This is a genomic window from Marininema halotolerans, from assembly GCF_900116235.1.
GTDB classification, from domain to species: Bacteria; Bacillota; Bacilli; order Thermoactinomycetales; family DSM-45169; genus Marininema; species Marininema halotolerans.
The window spans coordinates 1-22,330 of sequence record NZ_FPAA01000011.1 but is presented as its reverse complement, the minus strand read 5'-3'; the positions used below and the strand labels follow the sequence as shown (position 1 = coordinate 22,330).

The 22,330-nt window shown below is 46.1% G+C and carries 20 protein-coding genes; 16 read left to right on the top strand and 4 right to left on the bottom strand.

All coding sequences use genetic code 11. The annotated features are described in order from the left end of the window. Position 1: 1 nt before the first annotated feature. The 15 genes from CHX35_RS13800 (at position 2) to CHX35_RS13730 (ending at position 14,178) form a co-directional block, all read left to right on the top strand. Complete coding sequence (locus tag CHX35_RS13800; protein WP_425435364.1) at positions 2 to 1,204, top strand: bifunctional 3,4-dihydroxy-2-butanone-4-phosphate synthase/GTP cyclohydrolase II; 1,203 nt, start codon at positions 2 to 4, stop codon at positions 1,202 to 1,204. 19 nt (positions 1,205 to 1,223) lie between these two features. Continuing rightward, positions 1,224 to 1,706 carry a 6,7-dimethyl-8-ribityllumazine synthase gene (gene ribH / locus CHX35_RS13795; protein ID WP_091838315.1) on the top strand — a complete coding sequence of 161 codons (483 nt, stop codon included), beginning with the start codon at positions 1,224 to 1,226 and terminating at the stop codon, positions 1,704 to 1,706. A 25-nt stretch (positions 1,707 to 1,731) separates the two neighbouring features. Then, on the top strand, positions 1,732 to 2,499 hold the full coding sequence (locus tag CHX35_RS13790; protein WP_091838314.1) for a segregation and condensation protein A: 768 nt from the start codon (positions 1,732 to 1,734) through the stop codon (positions 2,497 to 2,499). After that, a complete protein-coding gene (gene scpB / locus CHX35_RS13785) occupies positions 2,492 to 3,148 on the top strand; it encodes an SMC-Scp complex subunit ScpB (RefSeq protein WP_091838312.1) in 657 nt (218 codons plus the stop codon). The genes CHX35_RS13790 and scpB overlap by 8 nt, the downstream gene beginning before the upstream one ends. Positions 3,149 to 3,269: 121 nt before the next feature. Then, positions 3,270 to 3,932: a DUF2953 domain-containing protein gene (locus CHX35_RS13780; protein ID WP_091838310.1), complete on the top strand. Its 663-nt coding sequence runs from the start codon at positions 3,270 to 3,272 to the stop codon at positions 3,930 to 3,932. Next, complete coding sequence (gene ytfJ / locus CHX35_RS13775) at positions 3,905 to 4,393, top strand: GerW family sporulation protein (RefSeq protein ID WP_091838308.1); 489 nt, start codon at positions 3,905 to 3,907, stop codon at positions 4,391 to 4,393. Before CHX35_RS13780 ends, ytfJ begins: the two co-directional genes overlap by 28 nt. A 108-nt stretch (positions 4,394 to 4,501) precedes the next feature. Beyond that, complete coding sequence (locus CHX35_RS13770) at positions 4,502 to 5,647, top strand: D-alanyl-D-alanine carboxypeptidase family protein (protein ID WP_091838306.1); 1,146 nt, start codon at positions 4,502 to 4,504, stop codon at positions 5,645 to 5,647. 1 nt (position 5,648) lies between these two features. Then, entirely contained in the window at positions 5,649 to 6,251 is a 603-nt protein-coding gene (locus CHX35_RS13765; protein WP_091838304.1) for a nucleoside recognition domain-containing protein, read from the top strand. Between the two features lie 29 nt (positions 6,252 to 6,280). Then, complete coding sequence (locus CHX35_RS13760) at positions 6,281 to 6,817, top strand: spore maturation protein (RefSeq protein ID WP_091838303.1); 537 nt, start codon at positions 6,281 to 6,283, stop codon at positions 6,815 to 6,817. A 133-nt stretch (positions 6,818 to 6,950) separates the two neighbouring features. Continuing rightward, a complete protein-coding gene (locus CHX35_RS13755; protein ID WP_091838301.1) occupies positions 6,951 to 7,673 on the top strand; it encodes a pseudouridine synthase in 723 nt (240 codons plus the stop codon). 124 nt (positions 7,674 to 7,797) lie between these two features. After that, the gene (gene resB, locus CHX35_RS13750) at positions 7,798 to 9,393 is read left to right on the top strand and encodes a cytochrome c biogenesis protein ResB (protein ID WP_091838299.1); all 1,596 of its coding nucleotides are present in this window, start codon (positions 7,798 to 7,800) and stop codon (positions 9,391 to 9,393) included. Beyond that, positions 9,390 to 10,607, top strand: a complete 1,218-nt coding sequence (ccsA, locus tag CHX35_RS13745) for a cytochrome c biogenesis protein CcsA (protein WP_091838297.1) — start codon at positions 9,390 to 9,392, stop codon at positions 10,605 to 10,607. Before resB ends, ccsA begins: the two co-directional genes overlap by 4 nt. A 21-nt stretch (positions 10,608 to 10,628) precedes the next feature. Beyond that, positions 10,629 to 11,393, top strand: a complete 765-nt coding sequence (locus CHX35_RS13740; protein ID WP_425435363.1) for a response regulator transcription factor — start codon at positions 10,629 to 10,631, stop codon at positions 11,391 to 11,393. After that, complete coding sequence (locus CHX35_RS13735) at positions 11,390 to 13,204, top strand: ATP-binding protein (RefSeq protein ID WP_091838295.1); 1,815 nt, start codon at positions 11,390 to 11,392, stop codon at positions 13,202 to 13,204. The genes CHX35_RS13740 and CHX35_RS13735 overlap by 4 nt, the downstream gene beginning before the upstream one ends. 173 nt (positions 13,205 to 13,377) lie before the next feature. Continuing rightward, positions 13,378 to 14,178 carry a sulfotransferase domain-containing protein gene (locus CHX35_RS13730; RefSeq protein ID WP_091838294.1) on the top strand — a complete coding sequence of 267 codons (801 nt, stop codon included), beginning with the start codon at positions 13,378 to 13,380 and terminating at the stop codon, positions 14,176 to 14,178. 169 nt (positions 14,179 to 14,347) lie between these two features. Here CHX35_RS13730 and CHX35_RS13725 read toward each other — a convergent pair whose 3' ends face one another. The 3 genes from CHX35_RS13725 to CHX35_RS13715 form a co-directional block, all read right to left on the bottom strand. Next, entirely contained in the window at positions 14,348 to 15,046 is a 699-nt protein-coding gene (locus CHX35_RS13725; RefSeq protein ID WP_091838292.1) for an SDR family oxidoreductase, read from the bottom strand. Between the two features lie 144 nt (positions 15,047 to 15,190). Continuing rightward, entirely contained in the window at positions 15,191 to 16,774 is a 1,584-nt protein-coding gene (serA, locus tag CHX35_RS13720) for a phosphoglycerate dehydrogenase (protein ID WP_091838291.1), read from the bottom strand. After that, the gene (locus CHX35_RS13715) at positions 16,752 to 17,915 is read right to left on the bottom strand and encodes a pyridoxal-phosphate-dependent aminotransferase family protein (RefSeq protein WP_091838289.1); all 1,164 of its coding nucleotides are present in this window, start codon (positions 17,913 to 17,915) and stop codon (positions 16,752 to 16,754) included. The genes serA and CHX35_RS13715 overlap by 23 nt, the downstream gene beginning before the upstream one ends. A gap of 538 nt (positions 17,916 to 18,453) precedes the next feature. Here CHX35_RS13715 and CHX35_RS13710 point away from each other — a divergent pair. Continuing rightward, on the top strand, positions 18,454 to 20,580 hold the full coding sequence (locus tag CHX35_RS13710; protein WP_091838287.1) for an ATP-dependent helicase: 2,127 nt from the start codon (positions 18,454 to 18,456) through the stop codon (positions 20,578 to 20,580). A gap of 253 nt (positions 20,581 to 20,833) precedes the next feature. Here CHX35_RS13710 and CHX35_RS13705 read toward each other — a convergent pair whose 3' ends face one another. Continuing rightward, a complete protein-coding gene (locus tag CHX35_RS13705) occupies positions 20,834 to 21,640 on the bottom strand; it encodes an SGNH/GDSL hydrolase family protein (RefSeq protein WP_176392089.1) in 807 nt (268 codons plus the stop codon). Positions 21,641 to 22,330 lie beyond the last annotated feature (690 nt).

The following is a 22,330-nucleotide window of genomic DNA, read 5'->3' as shown; positions in this document are numbered from 1 at the left end:
TATGATGCGAACCTTTGATACGATTGAAGAAGCGATGATCGATTTGAGCCAGGGTGGTATTGTTATCGTGGTGGACGATGAAGATCGAGAGAACGAAGGGGACTTTGTTGCCCTAGCAGAAAAGGCAAGCCCGGCTGTTATCAATTTTATGGTGACCCATGGTCGGGGCCTCGTCTGCACGCCGATTTCAGAAGATCGGGCATTGGCGTTAGACTTACCGCCGATGGTGAGTCGCAATACGGACAGTCATGAGACTGCTTTTACCGTTTCGGTTGACCATAGTTCCTGTACCACTGGCATCTCAGCCCATGAGCGTTCCGCTACGATTCAAGCGTTAATTGATCCCCAGAGTAAAGCAGAGGATTTCCGACGCCCAGGCCATATTTTCCCCTTGATTGCTAAAAATGGCGGCGTACTTCGCCGTGCGGGTCATACGGAAGCGGGGGTTGATTTGGCACGATTGTGTGGGGCTTATCCTGCGGCAGTGATCTGTGAGGTGATGAAGGAAGACGGCTCCATGGCACGTGTCCCTGATTTGTTGGAATTGGCAGATAAGCATCAATTGAAGATCATTACGATTCAAGATTTAATCCAATATCGCAATCGTAAGGATCGGTTGGTAGAGCGTGTGGTAGAGACGAAGCTCCCTACGGAATTTGGCGAATTTATGGCTGTGGGTTATCGAAATGAGGTCGATGACAAGGAACACATTGCGTTGATTAAAGGCACGATTCACTCGGATCAACCAGTGATGGTTCGTGTTCATTCGGAATGTTTAACCGGGGATGTATTTGGTTCGCATCGTTGTGATTGTGGTCCTCAGCTCCATGCGGCCCTCAGTCAAATTGAAGCAGCAGGATCAGGTGTCCTCCTTTACATGAGGCAAGAAGGACGTGGTATTGGCCTGATTAATAAGCTGAAAGCTTACAAGTTACAGGAACAAGGGTTGGATACGGTGGAAGCCAATTTGGAATTAGGGTTTCGACCTGACCTTCGGGAGTATGGAATTGGAGCGCAGATTCTACGCGATCTTGGTGTGAAGAAGATGCGACTGTTAACCAATAACCCCCGGAAAATCACTGGCTTAAAGGGGTATGACCTTGAAGTCACGGAGGTACTACCGATTCAAATGGCGGCGGTAAAAGAGAATGAACACTATCTAAAAACGAAGAAAAGCAAATTAGGACACATGCTTCATTTCTAATAAAGGGGAGTGTTAAGGAATGGCGAAGGTGTATGAAGGTAAATTGACCGCAGAAGGGTTACGTGTAGGGATTGTTGTGGGTCGATTCAATGAGTTGATTACTGGAAAGCTGTTAGCAGGTGCACAAGATGCTCTCCTTCGTCATGGCGCTCGGGAAGAAGATATCGAAGTGGCTTGGGTACCTGGCGCTTTTGAAATTCCGATGATTGCAGACCGGATGGCAGCCTCTGGTCAATATGATGCCATTATTACGCTGGGGGCAGTGATCCGGGGTGCAACGCCTCATTTTGATTATGTCTGTTCGGAAGCAGCTAAGGGAGTAGGGGCGACATCGCTAAAGCATGGACTTCCCGTCATTTTTGGGGTATTGACGACCGATACCATTGAACAAGCCATCGAACGTGCAGGGACAAAGGCTGGCAATAAGGGCTGGGAAGCAGCAACAGCTGCGATCGAAACAGCCAATTTAGCTCGTGAATTAACCAGAGCCTATCAAGGATAAAAACAATTGAGGGGGCAGTCGGACCGTGGATGTAAAGATTAAGCTCGATATGTTTGAAGGCCCACTCGACCTCCTCTTACATCTGATTGATAAAGCAGAGGTAGATGTCACAGAGATCCCCATAGCACGTATTACGGATCAGTACATGAAAATTCTATCAGCAACACAGGAACTCCAATTGGATGTAGCCAGTGAATTTTTGGTCATGGCAGCCACTCTACTCGCAATCAAAAGCCGGATGCTACTTCCAAAGGCAGAGCCTGTCGAACTGGCTGATATGTTCATGGACGATGAGGATGGGATCGACCCGCGGGAAGAGCTTGTCCAACGATTATTGGAATACAAACGGTACAAGCGCTTGTCGGATAATTTACGGGAACGTGAAGAAGCACGTAGTCAGGTATATACCCGTGAGCGAATGGACCTCTCTCCCTATGCGCCGACAGAGAATCCACTTCAGGGTGTGACCCCAGAGGATCTGCTTCAGTACTTTGTTGATGCGTTAACCAATCAGGTGGAGACCGAATCCGATTTTACTGAGATGAGTCGAGAGGAGATCTCTGTCAGTGACCGGATGGAAGAGATTGCGTTGCGAGTGTTAGAAATGGGAGGCAAACTTCGTTTTTCGCAGCTTTTTACCTGGAAAAAATTAACCAAAGAACGGGTCGTAACCACATTTTTAGCGCTTTTGGAGTTGATGAAGACCCATCGTGTAAGGATTCAACAACATCATCTCTTTGACGATATGGAAATCGAAGTTACACCTGCAGGAGGAGGGTCTTCTATTGAATAACGACAATTGTAAAGCAGTCATCGAAGGACTCCTCTTTGCTGCTGGCGATGAAGGATTAAAGGTTGCAGAAATTGCTGAGATCATCGATTTAGATAAACGTAACGTACGTGCGTTGTTAAAAGAGATGATGCACGAATGGAAAGATGCCGGGAGAGGTATGCAAATTGTCGAAGTCGCTCATGTCTATCAACTGACAACGCTGCCTGAACATCAGCGCTATTTTGAAAAGTTGGCTTCCTCCCCGACGCGTTCCCAACTTTCAAGAGCAGCATTAGAGACCCTTGCGATCATTGCATATCGGCAACCCATTATCCGGGTAGATGTGGAAGAGATTCGTGGCGTCAAATGCGAAAAAACCATCTATTATTTGAAAAGGAAAGGGTTAGTCAAGGATGTGGGTCGCGCAGAGGGGGTTGGTCGACCGATTTTGTACGGTACAACGAGTGCGTTTCTTGACTATTTTGGCCTCTCTAAGCTCGAAGAGCTACCACCAGCAGACTCCCTCTTCAATTGGGCGGAATTAGAGCAGGAGAGAGAAGCCCTTTATCAACGATTGGGGGTTGAACCCGTATCAGAGGAAGTCAAAACCGAGGATTCTATGGAAGAAACCTTAGCGTTTAAATCATTGGAAACAACTGAAAATAGATAAGATGATAAAAAAACACCGCATCCATCGGATGCGGTGTTTTTTTATCATGAGGGATGAATCATCGGTATGATCTTTCTTCTCCCTGTCCATACTGACGAATATTGGAAGGGGGGAGGGCGTCATGTCTTGGTGGCTCATCCTGATAGCAATTTTAGTCGTTCTACTCAGTCTACTCCCTTTAACAACCCTTCGTATTCGGATCGTGTACCAGCGCCGCGAAGAGAATGACGAAGCAACCGTTACGGTTTATTGGCTATGGGGATTGATCCGTTATCGCTGGAAAGCTTCGCAAATTGAATGGACCAAGGAAGGAATCGATGTAAAAGAAAAAATGAAAAGTAATATTCCAAGCCCCAAAAAGAAACTTCGTGAACGAATTAATTTGGCTTCAATTCAACGAGCCAGTCGATCCTGGCGTTACTTGCAACAAAATATTGTGCATCTATCCAACATCATTCGCTTCTTTTTTAGCCGGATGGTATGTGAAAAATTAGAGTGGACGTCCCGGTTAGGGACAGGAGATGCTGCCGAGACAGGAGTGTTAACAGGAATTGCTTGGGGTGTCAAATATGGTGTTGTGGGCCTAATCGATTCCCATATTCAATGGAAAAGCGCGCCTTACATTAACGTATCACCCCTGTTTACGGAAGAGCGCTTAGAAACCGATTTCGAATGCATTGTGCGCTTTAAAGTCGGGCACGCTATTCGTGCTGGTGTGCAACTATTTCTGCGCATGAACAAAGGGGGTGAAGGGAAATGGCAGAACACCCTATCCAAGGCTTGATGACCACAGCAATGGAAAACATTAAGGAAATGGTGGATGTCAATACGATCATTGGCGATGCGGTGGAAACCCCCGATGGAAGTATCATTATCCCTGTTTCTCGTGTAGGCTTTGGTTTTGCTGCAGGGGGTAGTGAATTTGGAGGAAAAAAGAGTGAAGGAACCGGAAAGGATGGTTCCGGCAAAGGTGCTCCAGAGTCAAGTAAAAGTGATTCTCTACCGTTTGGGGGAGGAAGCGGGGGAGGGGTTTCCATCACTCCGATTGGATTTCTGGTGGTGAGTGATCGGGGGATCCGAATGCTCAATATAGAAGGATCGAATCATCTCTACGACCGTTTAATTGATTTAGCCCCAAACCTGATGGAAAAAGTACAGGGAATGATGAAAGGCGGCACTAAAAAAGGGGATCACGCCGCCTCCAAACCATCCTGTTCAAAGGAAGAGGCAAAGGAAGAATCATAAAAGAGAAAGACCGTCTCTTATAAAGAGTCGGTCTTTTTTTATGGTTTTTCATAACCCTGTCCCACCCGCATATAAATGGGATTAAACAAGCTTGAAGGTGGGAAAGTGATGCGATACCCAGCCATTCTGATAGCGGTAATCCTCACCCTCCTCTTCTGTACCCCTGGGGTGCACGCAGAGAGAGGAGAGGAGTCGCCACCAGAACTTGCTAAGGATCTAAGTGCCCATGCAGCAGCGGTGATTGATGTGAGTAGTAATCGCATTCTATTTGAAAAAGAAGCACAGAGGCGGATGAGAATTGCTAGTTTAACAAAGATCATGACGGCAATTGTAGCCATTGAAAATGCCGATGTTGATCAGAAAGTGACGGTGAGTCCTGGGGCTGTTGGAGTGGAAGGGTCATCGATCTATTTAAAACAAGGGGATCAGGTACCTCTTCACACGTTACTTTATGGTCTCATGCTGCGCTCAGGAAATGATGCCGCTGTCGCCATTGCCGAGAGTGTGGGCGGGTCAGTACCAGGGTTCGTTTATATGATGAATGAGAAAGCAGCCTATCTCGGATTAAAAGGAACGCATTTTGAAAATCCACATGGGCTGGATAGTGATGACCATTACTCCACAGCAGAGGATATGGCACGATTAACAGCCTATGCGCTAAAAAATCCAATCTTTAAAGAGATTGTCTCCACACCTTTGAAAACAGTGCCATGGCCAGGAGAAGATTGGAAGCGTACATGGAGAAACAAAAATAAAATGTTGCGTTTGTATCCGGGCGCTGATGGTGTGAAGACGGGCTATACGAAATTATCGAAACGGACACTTGTCTCCTCAGCGACAAGAGATGGACGGCAATTGGTAACGGTTACTTTGGATGCTTCGGATGATTGGCACGATTCCATGCAATTATTGGATTATGGGTTTACCCATTATCAACCGATGGAGTTGGTTCAAAAGGGAGAGAAGATTGCTCCCCTAAAGAGAAAAAAATCTGCTTTATCCATCATCGCAGAAAAATCATTTATCTATCCCTTAACCGAAGAGGAACGGAAAACCATTGAGGTAAAACCCCTACTGACCTATCCTCTTGCTAAAATTAATAAGGAAGGGTTGCGAATAGGGAGTGGACGGATCTATCTCAATGGAAAATTGATCGGAAGTGTCCCCCTAACCAGTGGTGTTCCTGAGGAAGAATCTGCACTTCAAAAATGGTTTCAGGTAATCGCCGAAGTGTTCGGTCGGGGGGAGAGATAACGTGGTTAATTATATCTGGCTGTTTATGATTGTAAGTGGTGTGGTAGCTGGAGCGATCCAGGGTGAACTTGATTTGGTCACGATGGCGGCTTTAAAGGGGGCGAAAGACGGTGTTGCTGTTTGTCTGGGGTTAATTAGTATTCTCGTTTTTTGGTTGGGGATGATGCGGATTGCAGAGGACGCTGGGTTACTTCAGAAATTAGCCAAGCTACTCAATCCCGTTGTTCGTTTTCTTTTCCCTGGTGTACCCAAGGGGCATCCCGCATTGGGGTACATTCTCTCCAATATGAGTGCCAATCTATTTGGCTTGGGAAATGCTGCAACGCCTATGGGATTAAAAGCGATGGAGGAGTTACAAAAACTGAACCCCGATCCGAAAACGGCAACGCCTGCAATGTGTACACTTCTTGCGATCAACACATCCAGCCTTACCTTAATTCCAACAACCATTATTGGAATGCGTATGGAACATGGCTCCGCAAATCCCACGGATATCATCGGCACAACGATATTTGCTACCCTATGCTCAACAATTGTGGCTATTTTACTGGATCGTTGGTTTCGTCATCGCCTTGAAGCTACAAATAAAACCAATGCATCTTAAATCGGCAGTGGAGGAAAGGGGGAGGTCCGGTGCTAGCGATTGTCACACAGATTTCTCAATGGATGATTCCGATCATCCTTGCGTTTATCCCTCTCTATGCAACTGTCCGACGGGTGCCTGTTTATGAGAGCTTCATTGATGGAGCAAAGGAAGGGTTTCCTACAGCCATTCAAATCATTCCTCATTTGGTAGGGATGATGGTGGCTGTCTCTATTTTTAGAGAAACGGGGGCGTTGCAATTTTATTTGGGGGTTTTTAAGCCCTTACTAGCTAGGGTTCACTTTCCAGAGGAGGTTTTCCCTCTTGGATTGATGCGACCCATTACCGGTGCAGGTGCTTTGGCTTATGTGGAAAGCATCTTTCGCACCTATGGTCCGGACTCTTTTCTTGGACGATTGGCAGGAACGATGCAAGGCAGTACGGATACCACATTGTATGTGCTAACCGTCTACTTTGGGGCTGTGGGCATTCGCCGTTCACGATATGCGTTAAAGGTGGGCTTGATGGCAGACTTTGCTGGATTACTTGCCGCTTGGTTCATTGTTCGTTTGCTATTTGGTGCGTAAAAAGACAGCCAACTTTTCAATAATTGGAAATTCGGCTGTCTTTGGCGTGTTTTTCGTGTTCTTTTTGTGACACGGAGGGGGATTTGCTTGTGAAGGGGTTGTTGGATGGATAAGATGTGAATGAGGTGACAAAATGGAACGATTACAAAAAGTGATGGCGACAGCAGGTGTGGCTTCCCGCCGCAAGAGTGAAGAGTTAATTTTAGCTGGTAAAGTGAAGGTGAATGGACAAACCGTTACCGAACTGGGTACTCAAGTGGACCCCTCTTCGGATTGGATTGAAGTGAATGGGCGTGGGATTAAAAAAGAAAATAAGCGTTATTTTCTTTTCCATAAGCCCAGAGGTGTAATCACGAGCCTCTCGGATGAACGAGGACGGAAATCCGTCGCTGATTTTCTTAAAAAGATTCCTGAGCGTGTCTATCCTGTAGGACGGTTAGATTACGATTCAGAAGGGTTATTAATTCTGACCAATGATGGTGAGTTAGCCAATCGACTAACGCATCCTCGTTTTGAAGTAGGGAAAACCTACCGGGCAACGGTTCAAGGTTCACCTAAAGAAAAAACGATTGAACGGTTGGCGAATGGCGTTCGTTTGGAGGATGGTTGGACAGCGCCTGCGCAGGTTCAAGTGGTCAGGACGAAAAATGAAGGACACGATGCCGTGCTTGAATTGACGATTCAAGAAGGGCGAAATCGACAAATCCGACGGATGTGTGAAGCGGTGGGACACCCTGTCAAACGGCTGGTTCGTACCAAAGTTGCATTTCTTGAGTTAGAAAACCTCACGCGTGGGCAGTACCGGGTCTTGACCAAGGAGGAAATAAGTCGACTCAAGGAATTGGTTAAGCTCTGATCTTTCAAACAATAGTCATAGGAAGCGTTTAGAGCCCCTGCGAGTAAACGGTATAATAGAGGGATGATTGATCATTGTTTTCGGCAAACCATGGGTGTGTCGATGCCGAGTAGGGGGTGGCGAATTGGAAAATACCAAGTGCGAATGCGGACATAGTAACCCCGTAGGTACCACACTATGTGAGTATTGTGGTAAACCGTTAGAAGAAGAAAGTGCCTCTGGTCAACCGTTGGAGATGCGTTATGACGGGAAAGCACGCCGATCGCAGACGAAGAATGCCACCTGGGTAGATCATGTGTGGAATTTCTTTTCCTCTGTAAAAGTGGCAATTTGGCTTATTTTAATTACGCTGATTATATCGGCTCTCGGTACAATCTTCCCTCAGGAACGAGTCATCCCGAGTGGTAATCCAGATGTTTATTACAAACAAAAGTATGGAACATTAGGGGATTTATATTACAATTTGGGTTTATCTGATGTATTTAACTCTCCTGTTTTTATGATTCTATTAGGGATGATTGGTATATCGCTCGTTGTTTGTAGCCTGGATCGAGTCATTCCCTTATACAAAGCCCTTAACAATCAAAAAATCGAGAAAAATCCTGCCTTTCTTACCCGACAAAGGGTCAGTCGTACCGAATCCGTCTCTGAGGCGGATCGGGGTGAGGTTTTGAAAGCGCTATCTCAGGCGCTACAGAAGAAGCGATACCATGTTCGAACCGAGGGGGAATCGCTTCTAGCAGAAAAGGGCCGAATCAGTCGGTGGGGTCCTTACATTAATCATATTGGTCTTATTATCTTTCTTGGGGGGATTTTGCTACGGATATTGGTTCCTGGATGGTATCTGGATGAATCAGTGTTTGTCCGCGAAGGGGAGACCAAAAAATTACCGGAAGTGAATTACTACCTTAAGAATGAGAAAGCAACAATGGAGCTATATGATCAGACCGACTCGCGTGAACAAGCATCAAAGGGACAGCCCTTAGTGAAGAAGTATGAAACCAAAGCGATTGTCTATCAAAAAGATCCGAATACGGGCAAGTTAAAGGAAGTGAAGCGGGGTCCGATTGTTGTCAATCACCCGCTAAAGGTGGGCGATATTCTTCTCTATCAAGCGGACTTTGAAGCGAATCAGACACAAGCGATTCAGTTACAACTAACCGATAAGAAAACCAAGGAAGACTTGGGGAAGTTTCGTATCAATCTTTACGATCCTGCTAAGGAATATGCGTTGGATAAGGGAATCAAGGTGCGAATTCTTAATTATTTCCCTGATTTCGTCATGGAGGGGAATCGCCCTACGACAAAATCAGAGAACCCGAATCGCCCTGCCTTTGTTTTTGAAGTAATGGGACCCAAGCTGAAAAAATCGGAAAAATCTTGGATGATTGCTGGGACAAACTTGGATGATATCAGTAAATCCAATCGTTATGCGATCGACTTATCCCGATTAGAAACGGTCAATACCTCGGGATTGATGGTACGAATTGACAAGAGCCTGCCGATAATCTTTACAGGGCTTGGCATCTTTATGGTCGGTCTATCAATGGGATTTTTTTGGTACCATCGCCGCGTGTGGATACGAATTCAAGATGGCACTCTTTATGTGGGTGCACACACCAACAAAAACTGGTTTGGGCTTCGAAGGGAGCTAGAGCAGGCCACTCAAGCAGCAGGTCTACCACTCTCTTTCTCTCCTGAACAGAGACGGGAGGAATGATGATGGAAAAAGCAATGGAGTACGCTCTTTTCGCCGCGTTTTTTTTCTATTTATTTTCAACGATTGCCTATGTTGTAGCGGTAACAGGAAAAGCTTCTCGCGTAGGAAAAGAGGTCCATATCAAGCGTTGGGGGAAGCGTGGGCTTATCTTAGCGATGATCGGCGGGGCATTACATATCCTCTTTACGGTGATTCGCATTGGTATCAGTGGTCATTTTCCTACAAGCAATATGTTTGAATTTACCGCTTTCCTATGTCTATCCATCGTGATCGCGTTTATCATTATCTATTTTATTTACCGTATTACGGTGTTGGGTGCCTTTGTTATGCCGTTAGCGGTAATTATGCTGGCATATGCTGCAGTGTTTCCAACGGAAGTAAAACCGCTCATTCCTGCCCTGCAAAGTTATTGGTTGGGTGTTCATGTGACAACGGTAGCCATTGGTGAAGGGGCGTTAGCTGTTGGTTTTGTCGCTGGGCTGATCTACTTGCTCTGTTGGGTGGGGCAGGGAAATCGAGCCCATACTCGTACCGCGTCTCTACTTGAGGGTGTGCTGGCGATACTCCTGATGCTCGTTGGTTTTGTCCTGTTGTCTGCGAGTTTTGGTGGGCTGGGTTATCAAGCTTCCTTCCAACATACGGTCGATGGAAAGCCAGTCGTTGAAGATTATTCGATGCCTCCTGTGGTTAGTCCAATCAATAGCAAAGTTGTTGCGATGGACTCCTTTCCAGGGTTGGATAAAGCCCTTTTTGAAGCCCCATCATGGCTAAAGGGAGAAAAAGCGGCGAGTAAGTTAAATACTGTGATCTGGTCGGTTGTCTCAGGGTTACTCCTTTATGGACTGCTTCGTTTAATTCTTCGCCGTCGTCTTCACGTATGGTTATATCCACTCGTTAAAAACCTCGATTTGGAGATGGTGGATGAGGTAAGTTATCGGGCGATTGCAATTGGTTATCCGATCTTTACACTGGGTGGACTCGTTTTTGCGATGATCTGGGCCCATGAGGCGTGGGGACGTTTTTGGGGATGGGACCCCAAGGAAACTTGGGCGTTAATCACCTGGTTATTTTATAGTGTCTACCTTCATTTACGTCTCTCGCGTGGATGGCATGGATTACAATCTTCATGGATGGCAGTGGGGGGCTTTGTCGTAATCATGTTGAATCTCATTGCGGTCAACCTCGTACTGGCAGGGCTCCATTCCTATGCCTGATACAATCATGAAGATTATGGTATGATAGGAACAATCATTTTTTCCAGGGATGCCAAAGAGGTGAGTCAAGTGGGTAAACAAGAACACATCTTAGTTGTGGATGATGAAGATCGCATTCGCCGGTTGCTACGGATGTACTTAGAGCGAGAAGGATACCGTATCGATGAAGCGGAAGATGGCGAAGAGGCGATGATGAAAGCCTTGGAGTCAGATTATGACTTGATTCTTCTTGACTTAATGTTGCCAGGAGCAGATGGGTTGGAAGTGTGTCGAGAAATTCGTAACAAAAAAGCGACACCGGTCATCATGTTAACGGCCCGTGGAGAAGAGAGTAATCGGGTGGAAGGGTTTGAAGCGGGGACAGATGATTATATCGTCAAGCCATTTAGCCCGAGGGAATTGGTGCATCGGGTGAAGGCCGTACTCCGCCGGGCTTCTGCAACTGCTTTTCTATCGACAGAGACGGAGACACACAATGTGATTGTTTTCCCTGAATTGACCATTGATCATGATGCCCATGAAGTGAGAGCAGGTGGTCGAGAGGTTTCTTTGACACCAAAGGAATATGAACTCCTGCACTACTTGGCTTCCTCTCCGGATAAAGTATTTACGAGGGAAGAATTACTTCGGGATGTGTGGAATTATGAGTTCTTCGGGGATCTTCGTACCGTGGATACACATATTAAGCGATTACGTGAGAAGCTGAACCGTGTATCAGCAGAAGCGGCATCCATGATCAATACGGTTTGGGGTGTGGGTTATAAACTCGAGGTACCGAAAGAGTGATTCTGCGTAGTGTCGTTGGGAAGCTTTGGTTGACAATTATTATCCTTGTAACTGCGGTTCTATTGGTCCTGTCGCTTTTTTTGACGGAACAGATTATGACCACCTACTATGAAGCGGAATTGCATAGTTTGGATCAATTAGCTGTGCAAGTGAGAAATACCCTTGAGCATTCAACAAAAGAAGGTCAAGCAGAGTATCTACGCTCCGTCTTAAATGTAGCGGACCTATATGATACGTATATGATTGTTTTGGGACCAAATGGTTCCGTAAAGCCAGCAGAGGTATCTCCCAATGTACCGGACCTTCCTTGGCAGGATATCTTGGAACAAACCGAGATCGATCAGGTTTTTCATGGGAAAAAGCAAAAGTTACGCGGACGCGTGATGGTCGGGGAGAAGGGCAAAGCAACCTTTCCCCTTTTTAAAGACGAGATTATGATGGTCGCTTATCCCTTGAAAGACACTCAGGGCAAAGTGAATGGAGCCGTGGTGTTTTATCGGACCCAGGAGCAACTCTCTGAGAGTGAGATTAAAAAGCTAATTTTCTACTCTGCGTTGATTGGTATCTTTCTGACTACGATCTTCGCATTTTTCCTGTCGTCACGGATTACGCAACCCCTCATTCAAATGAAGAAAGCAGCAGAGAGGATGGCGAAAGGCCAATTCTCTGTACGGATTCCCGTTCGTTCCCATGAACGAGATGAGATCGGTGATCTATCCGTTACCTTTAACCGAATGGCAGCTCAATTGGAGGAATCCATCCACGCCTTGTCCCAGGAAAAAGAACAACTGGCCAGCATTTTGCGCAGTATGGCAGATGGTGTGATTACCCTGAATGCGCAGGGACAAGTGATTGTGACCAATCCGCCTGCGGATCGATTGCTCGAGGAATGGAATAGTGATCGAGAGGGTCAGGGGTCTCGTCATGGATTACCCTCCCATTTGGATGATTTCTTTTTGACGGTGATTGAAGAGGAGAAAGAACGCTTTGGAGATATTCCCGTCGATGGTCGCACGTGGGCAGTAGTGATGGCTCCGCTCTATGCACGAGGGGATGTGAGTGGGGCAGTAGCGGTTCTTAGGGATGTCACAGAAGAGCGTCGCCTTGATAAATTACGTACGGACTTTGTCGCAAACGTCTCCCATGAACTTCGGACTCCCCTTGCGATGCTCCAAGGGTATAGTGAAGCGCTCCTTGATGGATTTGCTCAAACCCCGGAAGAGCAAAAAGAGATTGCAACCGTCATCAACGATGAATCACTACGAATGGGGCGGTTAGTGCGAGAGCTTTTGGACTTGGCACGCATGGAAGCAGGGCATATGAACCTCCATCCTGCTGCAATCGATGTTCCTGAACTTGGGCGAAGGATTTTGCGTAAATTTCAAGCGATCGCCCGTGAGCAAGGAGTATTGCTAGTCGATGAAATTCATCCCACCTTAGCTGAAGCGATTTGGGATGAGGATAAAGTGGAGCAAGTATTAACCAACCTTGTGGACAATGCGATACGCCACACCCCTAGTGGTGGTCAGGTTACTTTATCCATTCAACAGCTGGGTGAAAAGGTGCAACTGACGGTTAAGGATACCGGTAGCGGAATTCCAGAGGAAGATTTACCCTTTGTCTTTGAACGTTTTTATAAAGCGGATAAAGCACGGACGCGTGGTCAATCGGGTGGTACAGGATTAGGTCTATCCATTGTGAAACATATTGTGGAAGCCCATGGTGGGTTAGTGACCGTGAAGAGTAAGTTAGGCGAAGGGACCCGTTTTGTTGTACAACTCCCTCTCCCAGGACCAGAAAAAAAGGACTAACTGTTCGATAGAATGACTGACAAGGGTGACCATGAAAAAGCGTGTCGATAGGAATGAAGTTCCTGTCTGCATGCTTTTTCTTTTGTCATCATGGACAAGAATGGAAGCAATGGAATGCGGTTGCGCATAGATTGTGAGGAAGAGTGATGGAGTAGATCGAAGGGGAAAATTAAATGAATCAACCGGTCATCATGCCAAAAGTGCTTGTTATCTCAGTGCCTAAAAGTGGAACGCATTTGCTGCTTCAACTCATGATGGGGATCCCTGGAGTAACGATGCTCCAAAAGGATAATCCGTGGTGCTATGAAACGGATTTGGCGCAACTTCGTATGATGAAGCCTGGACAAGTTGCGCTCTCACATTTTCCATATGCTCCACGCTATTTGCAGTTTTTTAGGAGACAAGGAATTAAGGTGGTTTTTATTAGCAGAGATCCACGAGATGTTGTTGTTTCCTTAGTTCATTTTATGATGAAGCCGAGTACAGTCTTTGGGAAGAAAAATCATAACCGCCACTTTATGTATCGGTATATGCATCATTTACCCAACCAGGAACAACGGTTACTTGCGGTTATCAAAGGCGTTCGTCCGAATCGGAAGCAAGTGAAACGCCTTGGCAAGTGTGATTGGCCCAACTTTACTCAATATACTTCAATGAACTATGATTGGAGAGGAAAGCCAGGGATTTGTTCGGTTACTTTTGAAGAGATGATGCGAAGTGGGGGTTCCCGAAATCAAGCAACATTAAAAATGGTGGATCATATTTGGGAAGGCAATGTCCCTGTCCCCTTCGCGAAAAAGATTATGGCCCGCAAGATGATGCAGAACATAAAGCCCTCAGAGTCATCAACCTTTCGCAATGGACGCATTGGTAATTGGCGAAGTGAATTTACTCCGAAAGTGAAGCAAGCATTTAAAGAGGAGACGAGAAATCTTTTGCAGCGACTTGGGTATGAAAGAAGTAGCAATTGGTAGGAAGGAAAAAAGCCCCGTGTTACCTCACCGGAGCTTTTTTTATTGAAGTAAATTGATATCGATGAGGGATTTTACTAAAAAATCCCTTCTATGTACCTAACGAAAACGAAGGGCATTGGCCCGGTAAATTCCTTAAAATCTCTAGGTGAGTGATCATTATCTAGCAGGGTTATTGATACTCAGGAGGTACTTGTGGACGCATGGTTATATTACTGTAGATCACACCCTTAGGTGCAGTGACCATCATCCAGGCAGTTTCAGCGACCTGTTCAGCAGTCAAGGCGTAGTCCTTCGGGTTGGCTGAGAAGTCGGTTTGGATGGAGCCAGGGGAGAGCGTATTCACCTGAACTTCCTGTTTTTTTAATTCCTGGGTGAGTACATCGGATAGCGCCATCATGCCAAACTTTGAAGCGCAATATCCACCACCTCCTGGGAAGGTAACGGAACCAGCCACGCTGGAGATGTTGAGAATGTGCCCTTTGCTTTTTATAAGATGGGGAATCGCAAATTTGCAAGCAAGAAATGTTCCTTTTAAGTTGACTTGGATCATTTGCTCCCAATCTTCGACAGAGAGATCCTGCACAGGGGCAAAGCGCCCGATTCCGGCATTGTTTACTAGGATATCCATGCGATCAAACTCTCGTACAGTATGGTTGATTAAATCCTGCACTTGGTCAGGATCCGTTATATCACAGGGGACTGCCAAAATTTGATCTGGGTATTCGCGATGGAGAGCTTCAAGTTTATCTCGACTACGAGCAGCGGCAATCACTCGTGCACCGCTTTCTACAAAACGGCGAGCAATGGCTGCCCCTACCCCCTTGCTTGCTCCAGTGACGATCGCCACTTTTTCATTGAGATCAGTCATAATATTCCCCTTCCAGTTGGTTGATTAAAGCAACCTTTCATCGTCCTCTTCATTACCTATTACCCAAGGCAATGGTGATCATAACAAGGAATCGCAAAGGATATAAGAACGCCCCCTTTAGGGGGCGTGTGCTTATCGATTCATTTATAGATCGATGGCGGTGACGGCTTGAATTTCTTCGAGTTCTTCCAGTTCGATGATTAACGCATCTGGAATTTCTTTATCCACGGTTAGCATCATGATAGCGCGTCCACCCATATCGGTTCGACCCACTTGCATCGTTGCAATATTAACATTGCGTTCCCCAAGGATAGTCCCTACTCTACCGATTGCACCGGGACGGTCATGATGGTGAATCAGCAATTGATGGCCTGTTGGTTGTACATCAACCGAATAACGATCAATTTTAACAATGCGAGGACCAAAACCATTGAGGAGAGTTCCTGCGATGGTGTGTTCATGTTGAGTATCCGTTTTGAGGGTGAGGGTCACTAAATTAGTAAACCCCTGGGCTTTGGATACTTTTTGCTCGGTGACGCGAACACCACGTTCCTTCGCCAGATGAGGGGCGTTTACATAGTTGATGTCGGAAAGGTAATGGGAGAGTGCCCCCTTTAAGACAATTCGGGTAAGGGGAGCCGTGTCCCAGTCACTCAGTTCACCTGAGTAAGTGATGGTGATTTCATTCAGTGCGCCATGGGTTGTCTGGCTAGCAAAATGACCCAGTTTTTCAGCTAAAATTTGGTAGGGTCGCAGTTTTTCCACCAATTCGGGTGGGATCGAAGGAAGATTGACTGCATTTTTAAAGGGCTTATCCCGAAGGATATTTAAAACCTCTGCAGCAACATCGATGGCTACATTCTCTTGGGCTTCATGGGTAGAGGCGCCAAGGTGGGGAGTGGCTGTCACCTGTGGTAGAGAAAGAAGGGGGTGGTTTCCAGGAGGTTCGGATTCAAAAACATCCAAAGCAGCTCCTGCTACTTTCCCCGATTGAATGGCATCATAAAGTGCTTCTTCTTGAATGATTCCGCCACGGGCACAATTGAGTATGCGCACACCCTCCTTCATGCGGCGGAAGGCATCTGCATTGATGAGATGACGGGTTTCCTTGGTCAATGGCGTATGCACGGTGATGAAATCGGAGGAGGCGATCACATCATCTAAAGTCGCCTTGGTCACCCCAATTTTTTGTGCCCGTTCCTCCGTAAGATAAGGGTCATAGGCGAGTACGTTCATATTAAATGCTTTTGCGCGTTTTGAAAGCTCGGTGCCGATACGACCCAGTCCAATGATACCCAGGGTTTTATGATTCAGTTCGACACCTACAAAGGCTTTACGATTCCATTCGCCTTCGACGGTTGAGCGATAACCTTGGGGAATGTTACGTGCCATGGAGATTAACATGGCGAAGGTATGTTCCGCTGTGGAGATGGTGTTGCCATCAGGGGCATTGACCACCACCACACCATTGTTGGTTGCGGCTGGGATATCAATATTGTCAACGCCAACACCTGCACGTCCGATTGCTTTTAGTTGCTTCCCTGCCATGATGACCTCTTTGGTGACCTTGGTTTGGCTCCTTACCAGTAGTGCATCCATCTCTTTAATGGCTTCGAGGAGTTCGCTAGGGGTTAAAGCGGTTTGAATCGATACTTCAACATCAGGTGCCTGGGTCAGTTGTTCAAGTCCTTGATCACTCAAAGGATCAGTTACGAGTATGCGATACATAAATAAGTTCCTCCTCGGCTGCTTGAATGCCCGCTCCTAGTTGAACAGGGAGTTCGAGTCGTTTGGCAGCGACTTCGATGGTTGCAATGGTAGTAAGAACATCGATGGGGTCACAGTAACCCATGTGTCCAATTCGAAAAATTTTACCTTTTAAATGTTGTTGTCCGCCAGCGACTCGGAAGGATAGACGACGAAGTTCTTTTCGTAAAGCATCAGCGGACCCGTTATCGTCTCCCATGACGGAAGTGACAGTGGGTGAGGCATGGGTATCCGTAGTCATTAAAGTAAGGCCCATTGCCCGGATGCCTGCTCGTGTCATGCGCATCATCAATTGATGGCGCTCAACCACTTGTTGAAATCCTTCTTCTTCGATCATAGCTAATACTTCAGCAAGACCGAAGAGCAGGGAAACCGCAGGGGTAAAGGGAGTGGTTTCCTTTGCGATATTGGTTCGATAGGTTTGAAAATCTAAATAAAAACGAGGGCGGGGGTTTTTCTCTATGATCTGCCAAGCTCGTGGACTCACAGCGGCAAAGGATAAACCGGGGGGAAGCATGAGTGCTTTCTGTGAACCTGTGACCAGAATATCTAAGCCCCATTCATCAAAGTGGCTCTCGACACCTCCGATACAACTGACTCCATCGACGATAACTAAGGCATTCGTTTCGCGATGGATCACAGCGGCTAACTCACCAATCGGGTGCAATACCCCTGTAGACGTTTCGCAATAGGTGAGAAATACTGCTTTAACTTGGGCGTGTTTTTGTAGGAAACGGGCCAATTGCTCGGGTTGACAAGCCTCGCCCCAGGGTACATCCATCTGATGAAGCGTAATATCGTATCGGGAAAGGATTTTGGAAAATCGATCGCCAAAGGCACCGGAGACGATGACTGCCGCTTCATCGCCAGGTGCAAGGGTATTGACGACGGCAGCTTCTAAGGCAGCGGTTCCACTTGATGCAAATAAGAGAACGGGCTCTTTTGTCCCAAATAAAGGACCAAGGCGTTGACTTAGTTGAGCCACCATGTTGGAACAATCTGGGTCACGGTGTCCAATCATCGGTTGATTCATGGCTTGTTGAACACGGGGAGGGATCGGTGTGGGACCAGGGATCTGTAGTCGAAACTTATCGGGTAGCATAATTTCTCTCCTTCGTTTTATATGTCAAGTGAGCGCCTCATGTTTAGGCGAGCACTAAACTGCGGCAACAGACAACGGATAAAGAGGAGTAAACAAGGATTGAATAGGAAGAAGAGCAAACAAAAAAGCCCTTCATCCACACACCGCAGATATACGGTGAGGGGCGAAAGACTCGCGTTGCCACCCTCATTCGCCCGGGCTTCACAGCGCCGGGCCTCAGCAGGTCATTAAATAAAAGACCCATAGGATAACGGTTCTCCGATCCAGCTTACAAAAAGGGTTCGGCTGGATGACTCTAGAGTGGACCATCGCTTCTGAAACACCGGTTCTCAGCAACCCCGGCTCTCTGAGGTTCCATCAAGCGACTTGGCTCTGTCATAGTCGGTAGGATATGGTTAAATGTTGCTCACTACTCTACCATGGTAAAGGGAGGGTGTCAACAGAAAAATTTCAACTTTGTTAAGCTCATCATCGGAGGGAATATGGTACGATCATAGAACTGGAAGAATTATAAGAAAGGAGCGAAGGAGAAGCCTATATGACAATGATTTCCCAGGCAATTTCCACTGTAAAACTCCACCCTGATCAGATGAAAGCCATTACAGCCGGTGAAGGAACCACCGTGGTTTTTGCAGGTCCGGGCAGTGGGAAAACGACCGTACTTACCCAACGAGTATGTACCCTGTTAGAACGGGGAATTTCTCCTGAACAGATTCTGGTTGTCACTTTCACACGTGCAGCGGCAGGTGAAATGCAACATCGTATTACGACCCTGACTAATAAGACGAGGGGGCTGATCCTTGGCACCTTTCATTCCATTTTTCTTCGTCTCTTTCGTCAAAAAGGGGTATCGATCCCGCACCTTCTCAATGATCGTGAACAACGCATGTGGATTCGAGAGCTTCTGAATGAAAAGGAACAGCCCTCGGATGAAGAAGGGGTAGCAACAACCCTCAGCCAGATTGGATTTTGCAAAGGAAATATGGTACTGCCCGAACGAATGAAGGTGAAAAAACAACAGAATCAACTATTTCGTGATCTCTTCCAAGCCTACGAGAAGAAAAAAGAAGCACAGAATGTTTGGGATTATGACGATATTTTACTAGCATTCTGTGGTTGGTTAAAGGAAGAGCATAATCCTCTACGTGGATCATTTTCACATATTTTAGTGGATGAGTTCCAAGATATTAATCGTGTGCAATATGAATCTTTAAAGCTTTTGCTAGCAGATGAAGGGAGTCTATTTGCTGTAGGAGACGATGATCAGTCGATCTATGGATTTCGTGGAAGTGACCCAAGATTTATGCAGGAGCTAAATCGTCGCCCTAAAAGTAGACAAGTTGTTCTCTCGGTTAATCATCGTTCCACGGATGTGATTGTTGCTGCTGGCCAAGAACTGATTCGCCATAATCGAATGCGACAAGAAAAAAAACTAATTGGAACCGGACAGACTGGGAAAAAACCAGACCTTCTTCAACCGATTGATGAAGAAGAGGAAGCGGCAAAGATTATTGCCTCCCTTGACGATTCTGTCAAAACCGCTGTGCTCTACCGCACGTCAACCCAGGCTCGAGCCGTAATTGATGCGCTGGTGCGAAAGGGAATCCCCTTCGCTGCATCCATGGGGGATGCACTCTTTTATCGTCGTTGGCAAATAAAAGATCTTTTTGCCTACCTTTCTTTGGTAGAAAATCCGAATGACCTTGATTCCCTCGTGCGCATTATGAATAAACCCAAACGATACCTTTTTGGTGAAGAATGGATTGATGCAGTTTGGAATCAATCGCAAACGATGAGGGGTTCCCTGTTAGATGCTTTACCTGAAATACCAGGGATTGAAACCTATCAAAAAAAGTACCTGAGTCAGCTTAAGAAACAAGTCACCTCACTCCAAGGACTCGGCGTCGGGGAAGCAATTCAGCGAATCCGACAGGATATTGGATATGATCGTTTTCTAACTGCCTATGCAAAGGATCTAGGACAGGAAGTGATGAGTCTCATGGAGCCAGTGGAGGAGCTGGCTGTTGCGGCTCGATCTTTTCAGGGGATCCAAGAACTTCTTGACCATGCGAACCGAGTTGAGGAAGCCCTACGCAAACCTGCATCGCATCCCCGCATTCATTTAATGACCCTACATAGGGCAAAGGGATTGGAGTTTGATCGTGTATTTCTAATTGGTCTTCATGCAATGACGATTCCCCACCGAAGGAGTATTCAAGTGGCAGAGCATCGTAAAAATGCTGCTTGGGAAGAAGAGCGCAGGCTTCTCTATGTAGGAATGACCCGTGCTAAACAAGAACTGCTGCTTTCCGTTAGTCGTACACGACAAGGAAGGCGTGTGGGTCCTTCTCCTTTTTTGAAAGAGATGGGTTTTGGTGAAGAAGTGCCAGCTAAAGAGGAAACATTTTCACCAAAATGGAATGCTCAACGGATTAACCATCAAGGGTCAAAGGAGCAACCCCAACTTCAATATGCAGGGGAAGTGCTCACCATTGGTTCGAAGGTATCTCACCAGCGTTGGGGAGAGGGAGAGGTTATCGCTGTAGAAACGTTGACAGGTTCAACACCAGGGAGAAAGGTTGCTCTGCGATTTCAACAGGAAACCATCTCTCTTCATTATGAGCTTTCCCGTCAATTGGGGCTCATCAAAGTGCCGTCAAAATAAAAACCCTCTTTATTTCCTTCACGAGAGTCAAGGAAAAGAAGAGGGTTTATGCATGGAAGCGCTTTCATTGTGGATAGCAAAAGGAGCTGATTGCTATGTTGCGGTATCTAAATATTATTTTTACTATTTTGTTGTTGGTTTATTGTGTGTATTCCTTTTTATACAAACAGGAAAGTTTTAAGAACAATTTGATCGTCATTCCCTTGGGGATCATCTTAATCCTATTGATTCAGATGGATCGAAGGGGATAGGGTTAGGGTACTAAAGGCGCATAGCCCAATTTACGAAATTCCTTCGCGATCACTTCGTACCCTTTATAATTGGGATGAAGGCCATCGATGAAAATGTATCCCTTTGCTCTTGGATCTTCATCGTGTTTGGGACCATTAAAGGCATCATATACATTGGCGGTTGTGTACCCCATTGATTCTTGGTCATGGATAAATTGATTTAAGTCATCCAGATACGGCTTAAATACTTCAAATCGTGACTTTGTTCCATCGTAACTTTTTGCTTTTTTATCGACGGCGATATACGGATTATACAGATCCATCGTGCGGAAATTGGTGTCTTTCCCTTGACGTAATTCGTGGAGAATGGTGACAATTTCGATCCAGTTCTTTTTGACTAACTTAGAAGTTTCCACTAAACAGTCTTCATTTTTGGGGCCACCACAGGTTCCAGCGATGTATTTATTGCGGGCGACTCGAAAATCATTTCCACCGATATCCCAGGAGATAACAGAAGAAACGGCAAGGCGGAGTCGCATTGCTGTATCCGTCTTCACAGCATGGAGTAATTGGGGTGTCTCCCATCCTAGCACGCTTTTGTTTTGTATGTTTACCTTCGAGGAAGTGTCATCCTCCATGTAATCACCGTAACGGGGGACATATCCATGAAAAGCCCCAAATCCAAATCCAATCGAATCGCCAATGGCCGTGTATTCATAGGTTGTGCTGGCTTCCTTTTCTGCTGCATGGGCAACGGAAAGGTTCGTCGTGAAAGGAAAAAACAGAGCAAATACCAGGACAATCATCAGTATGCGAGAAACTCTTGGCATCAAAACAGCCTCCTTCATTATCCGTGATAATTCATGTTATTATGAAATTTTAGAAAAATAACAAAAATATGAGCCTCAGAAGTACGATTTTTGGGGATAATTTCCCATATCCAATGTTTTTTATATGAATTAGAAGGGTTTTATTATTAATGAAGCGAATATATGTTCTTGATGAAACAACGAAGGGAAGGGATTGAGGCAGATGAAGACGATTCGACTCGTCGTTGATTACGATCAACACGAAGAAGGAATGCGAATGCATGTTATCGCTTATATGAGCAGCAGATTCCCTTTAGTGTCGGGGTGGTCGGAATAAAAAAGTATATAGAGCCGATACGGTCATTGCGGCGTTCGCTTCCTGAAGGGGTGTATGTCTGGATAAATGCCTATAAAGATCGAGCTAACTACTATACTGAAGAAGATCGAAGACAATTGGGTGAGATTGATCCACTCTTTGAATATAATCGGCAGGATTATGAGAGTTATGGGAAAAGGTGTGGCGCAGGGGAGCATGTGTTTTATTTATCTTAATTGCGCCGAGAATACTCCCACCTCAACGAAGTAGGTGGGGGATGAATCGGCGTGACAGACTTGCGAGGGGTGTTTTTTCCCCCTCGCAAGTCTGTCCATCCCCGTATATAATTAAGTGCAAGGGGGTGAACTTTTGCACAAAGCGTTTCAATTTCGGTT

Coding starts and splice junctions, on each gene's coding strand:
- ribH (WP_091838315.1), top strand. CDS start 1,224: ATGGCGAAGGTGTATGAAGGTAAATTGACCGCAGAAGGGTTACGTGTA.
- ccsA (WP_091838297.1), top strand. CDS start 9,390: ATGATGATGGAAAAAGCAATGGAGTACGCTCTTTTCGCCGCGTTTTTT.
- CHX35_RS13705 (WP_176392089.1), bottom strand. CDS start 21,640: ATGCCAAGAGTTTCTCGCATACTGATGATTGTCCTGGTATTTGCTCTG.
- CHX35_RS13730 (WP_091838294.1), top strand. CDS start 13,378: ATGAATCAACCGGTCATCATGCCAAAAGTGCTTGTTATCTCAGTGCCT.
- CHX35_RS13710 (WP_091838287.1), top strand. CDS start 18,454: ATGACAATGATTTCCCAGGCAATTTCCACTGTAAAACTCCACCCTGAT.
- ytfJ (WP_091838308.1), top strand. CDS start 3,905: ATGGCAGAACACCCTATCCAAGGCTTGATGACCACAGCAATGGAAAAC.
- CHX35_RS13725 (WP_091838292.1), bottom strand. CDS start 15,046: ATGACTGATCTCAATGAAAAAGTGGCGATCGTCACTGGAGCAAGCAAG.
- CHX35_RS13800 (WP_425435364.1), top strand. CDS start 2: ATGATGCGAACCTTTGATACGATTGAAGAAGCGATGATCGATTTGAGC.
- CHX35_RS13715 (WP_091838289.1), bottom strand. CDS start 17,915: ATGCTACCCGATAAGTTTCGACTACAGATCCCTGGTCCCACACCGATC.
- serA (WP_091838291.1), bottom strand. CDS start 16,774: ATGTATCGCATACTCGTAACTGATCCTTTGAGTGATCAAGGACTTGAA.
- CHX35_RS13755 (WP_091838301.1), top strand. CDS start 6,951: ATGGAACGATTACAAAAAGTGATGGCGACAGCAGGTGTGGCTTCCCGC.
- CHX35_RS13780 (WP_091838310.1), top strand. CDS start 3,270: ATGTCTTGGTGGCTCATCCTGATAGCAATTTTAGTCGTTCTACTCAGT.
- CHX35_RS13770 (WP_091838306.1), top strand. CDS start 4,502: ATGCGATACCCAGCCATTCTGATAGCGGTAATCCTCACCCTCCTCTTC.
- CHX35_RS13740 (WP_425435363.1), top strand. CDS start 10,629: ATGATAGGAACAATCATTTTTTCCAGGGATGCCAAAGAGGTGAGTCAA.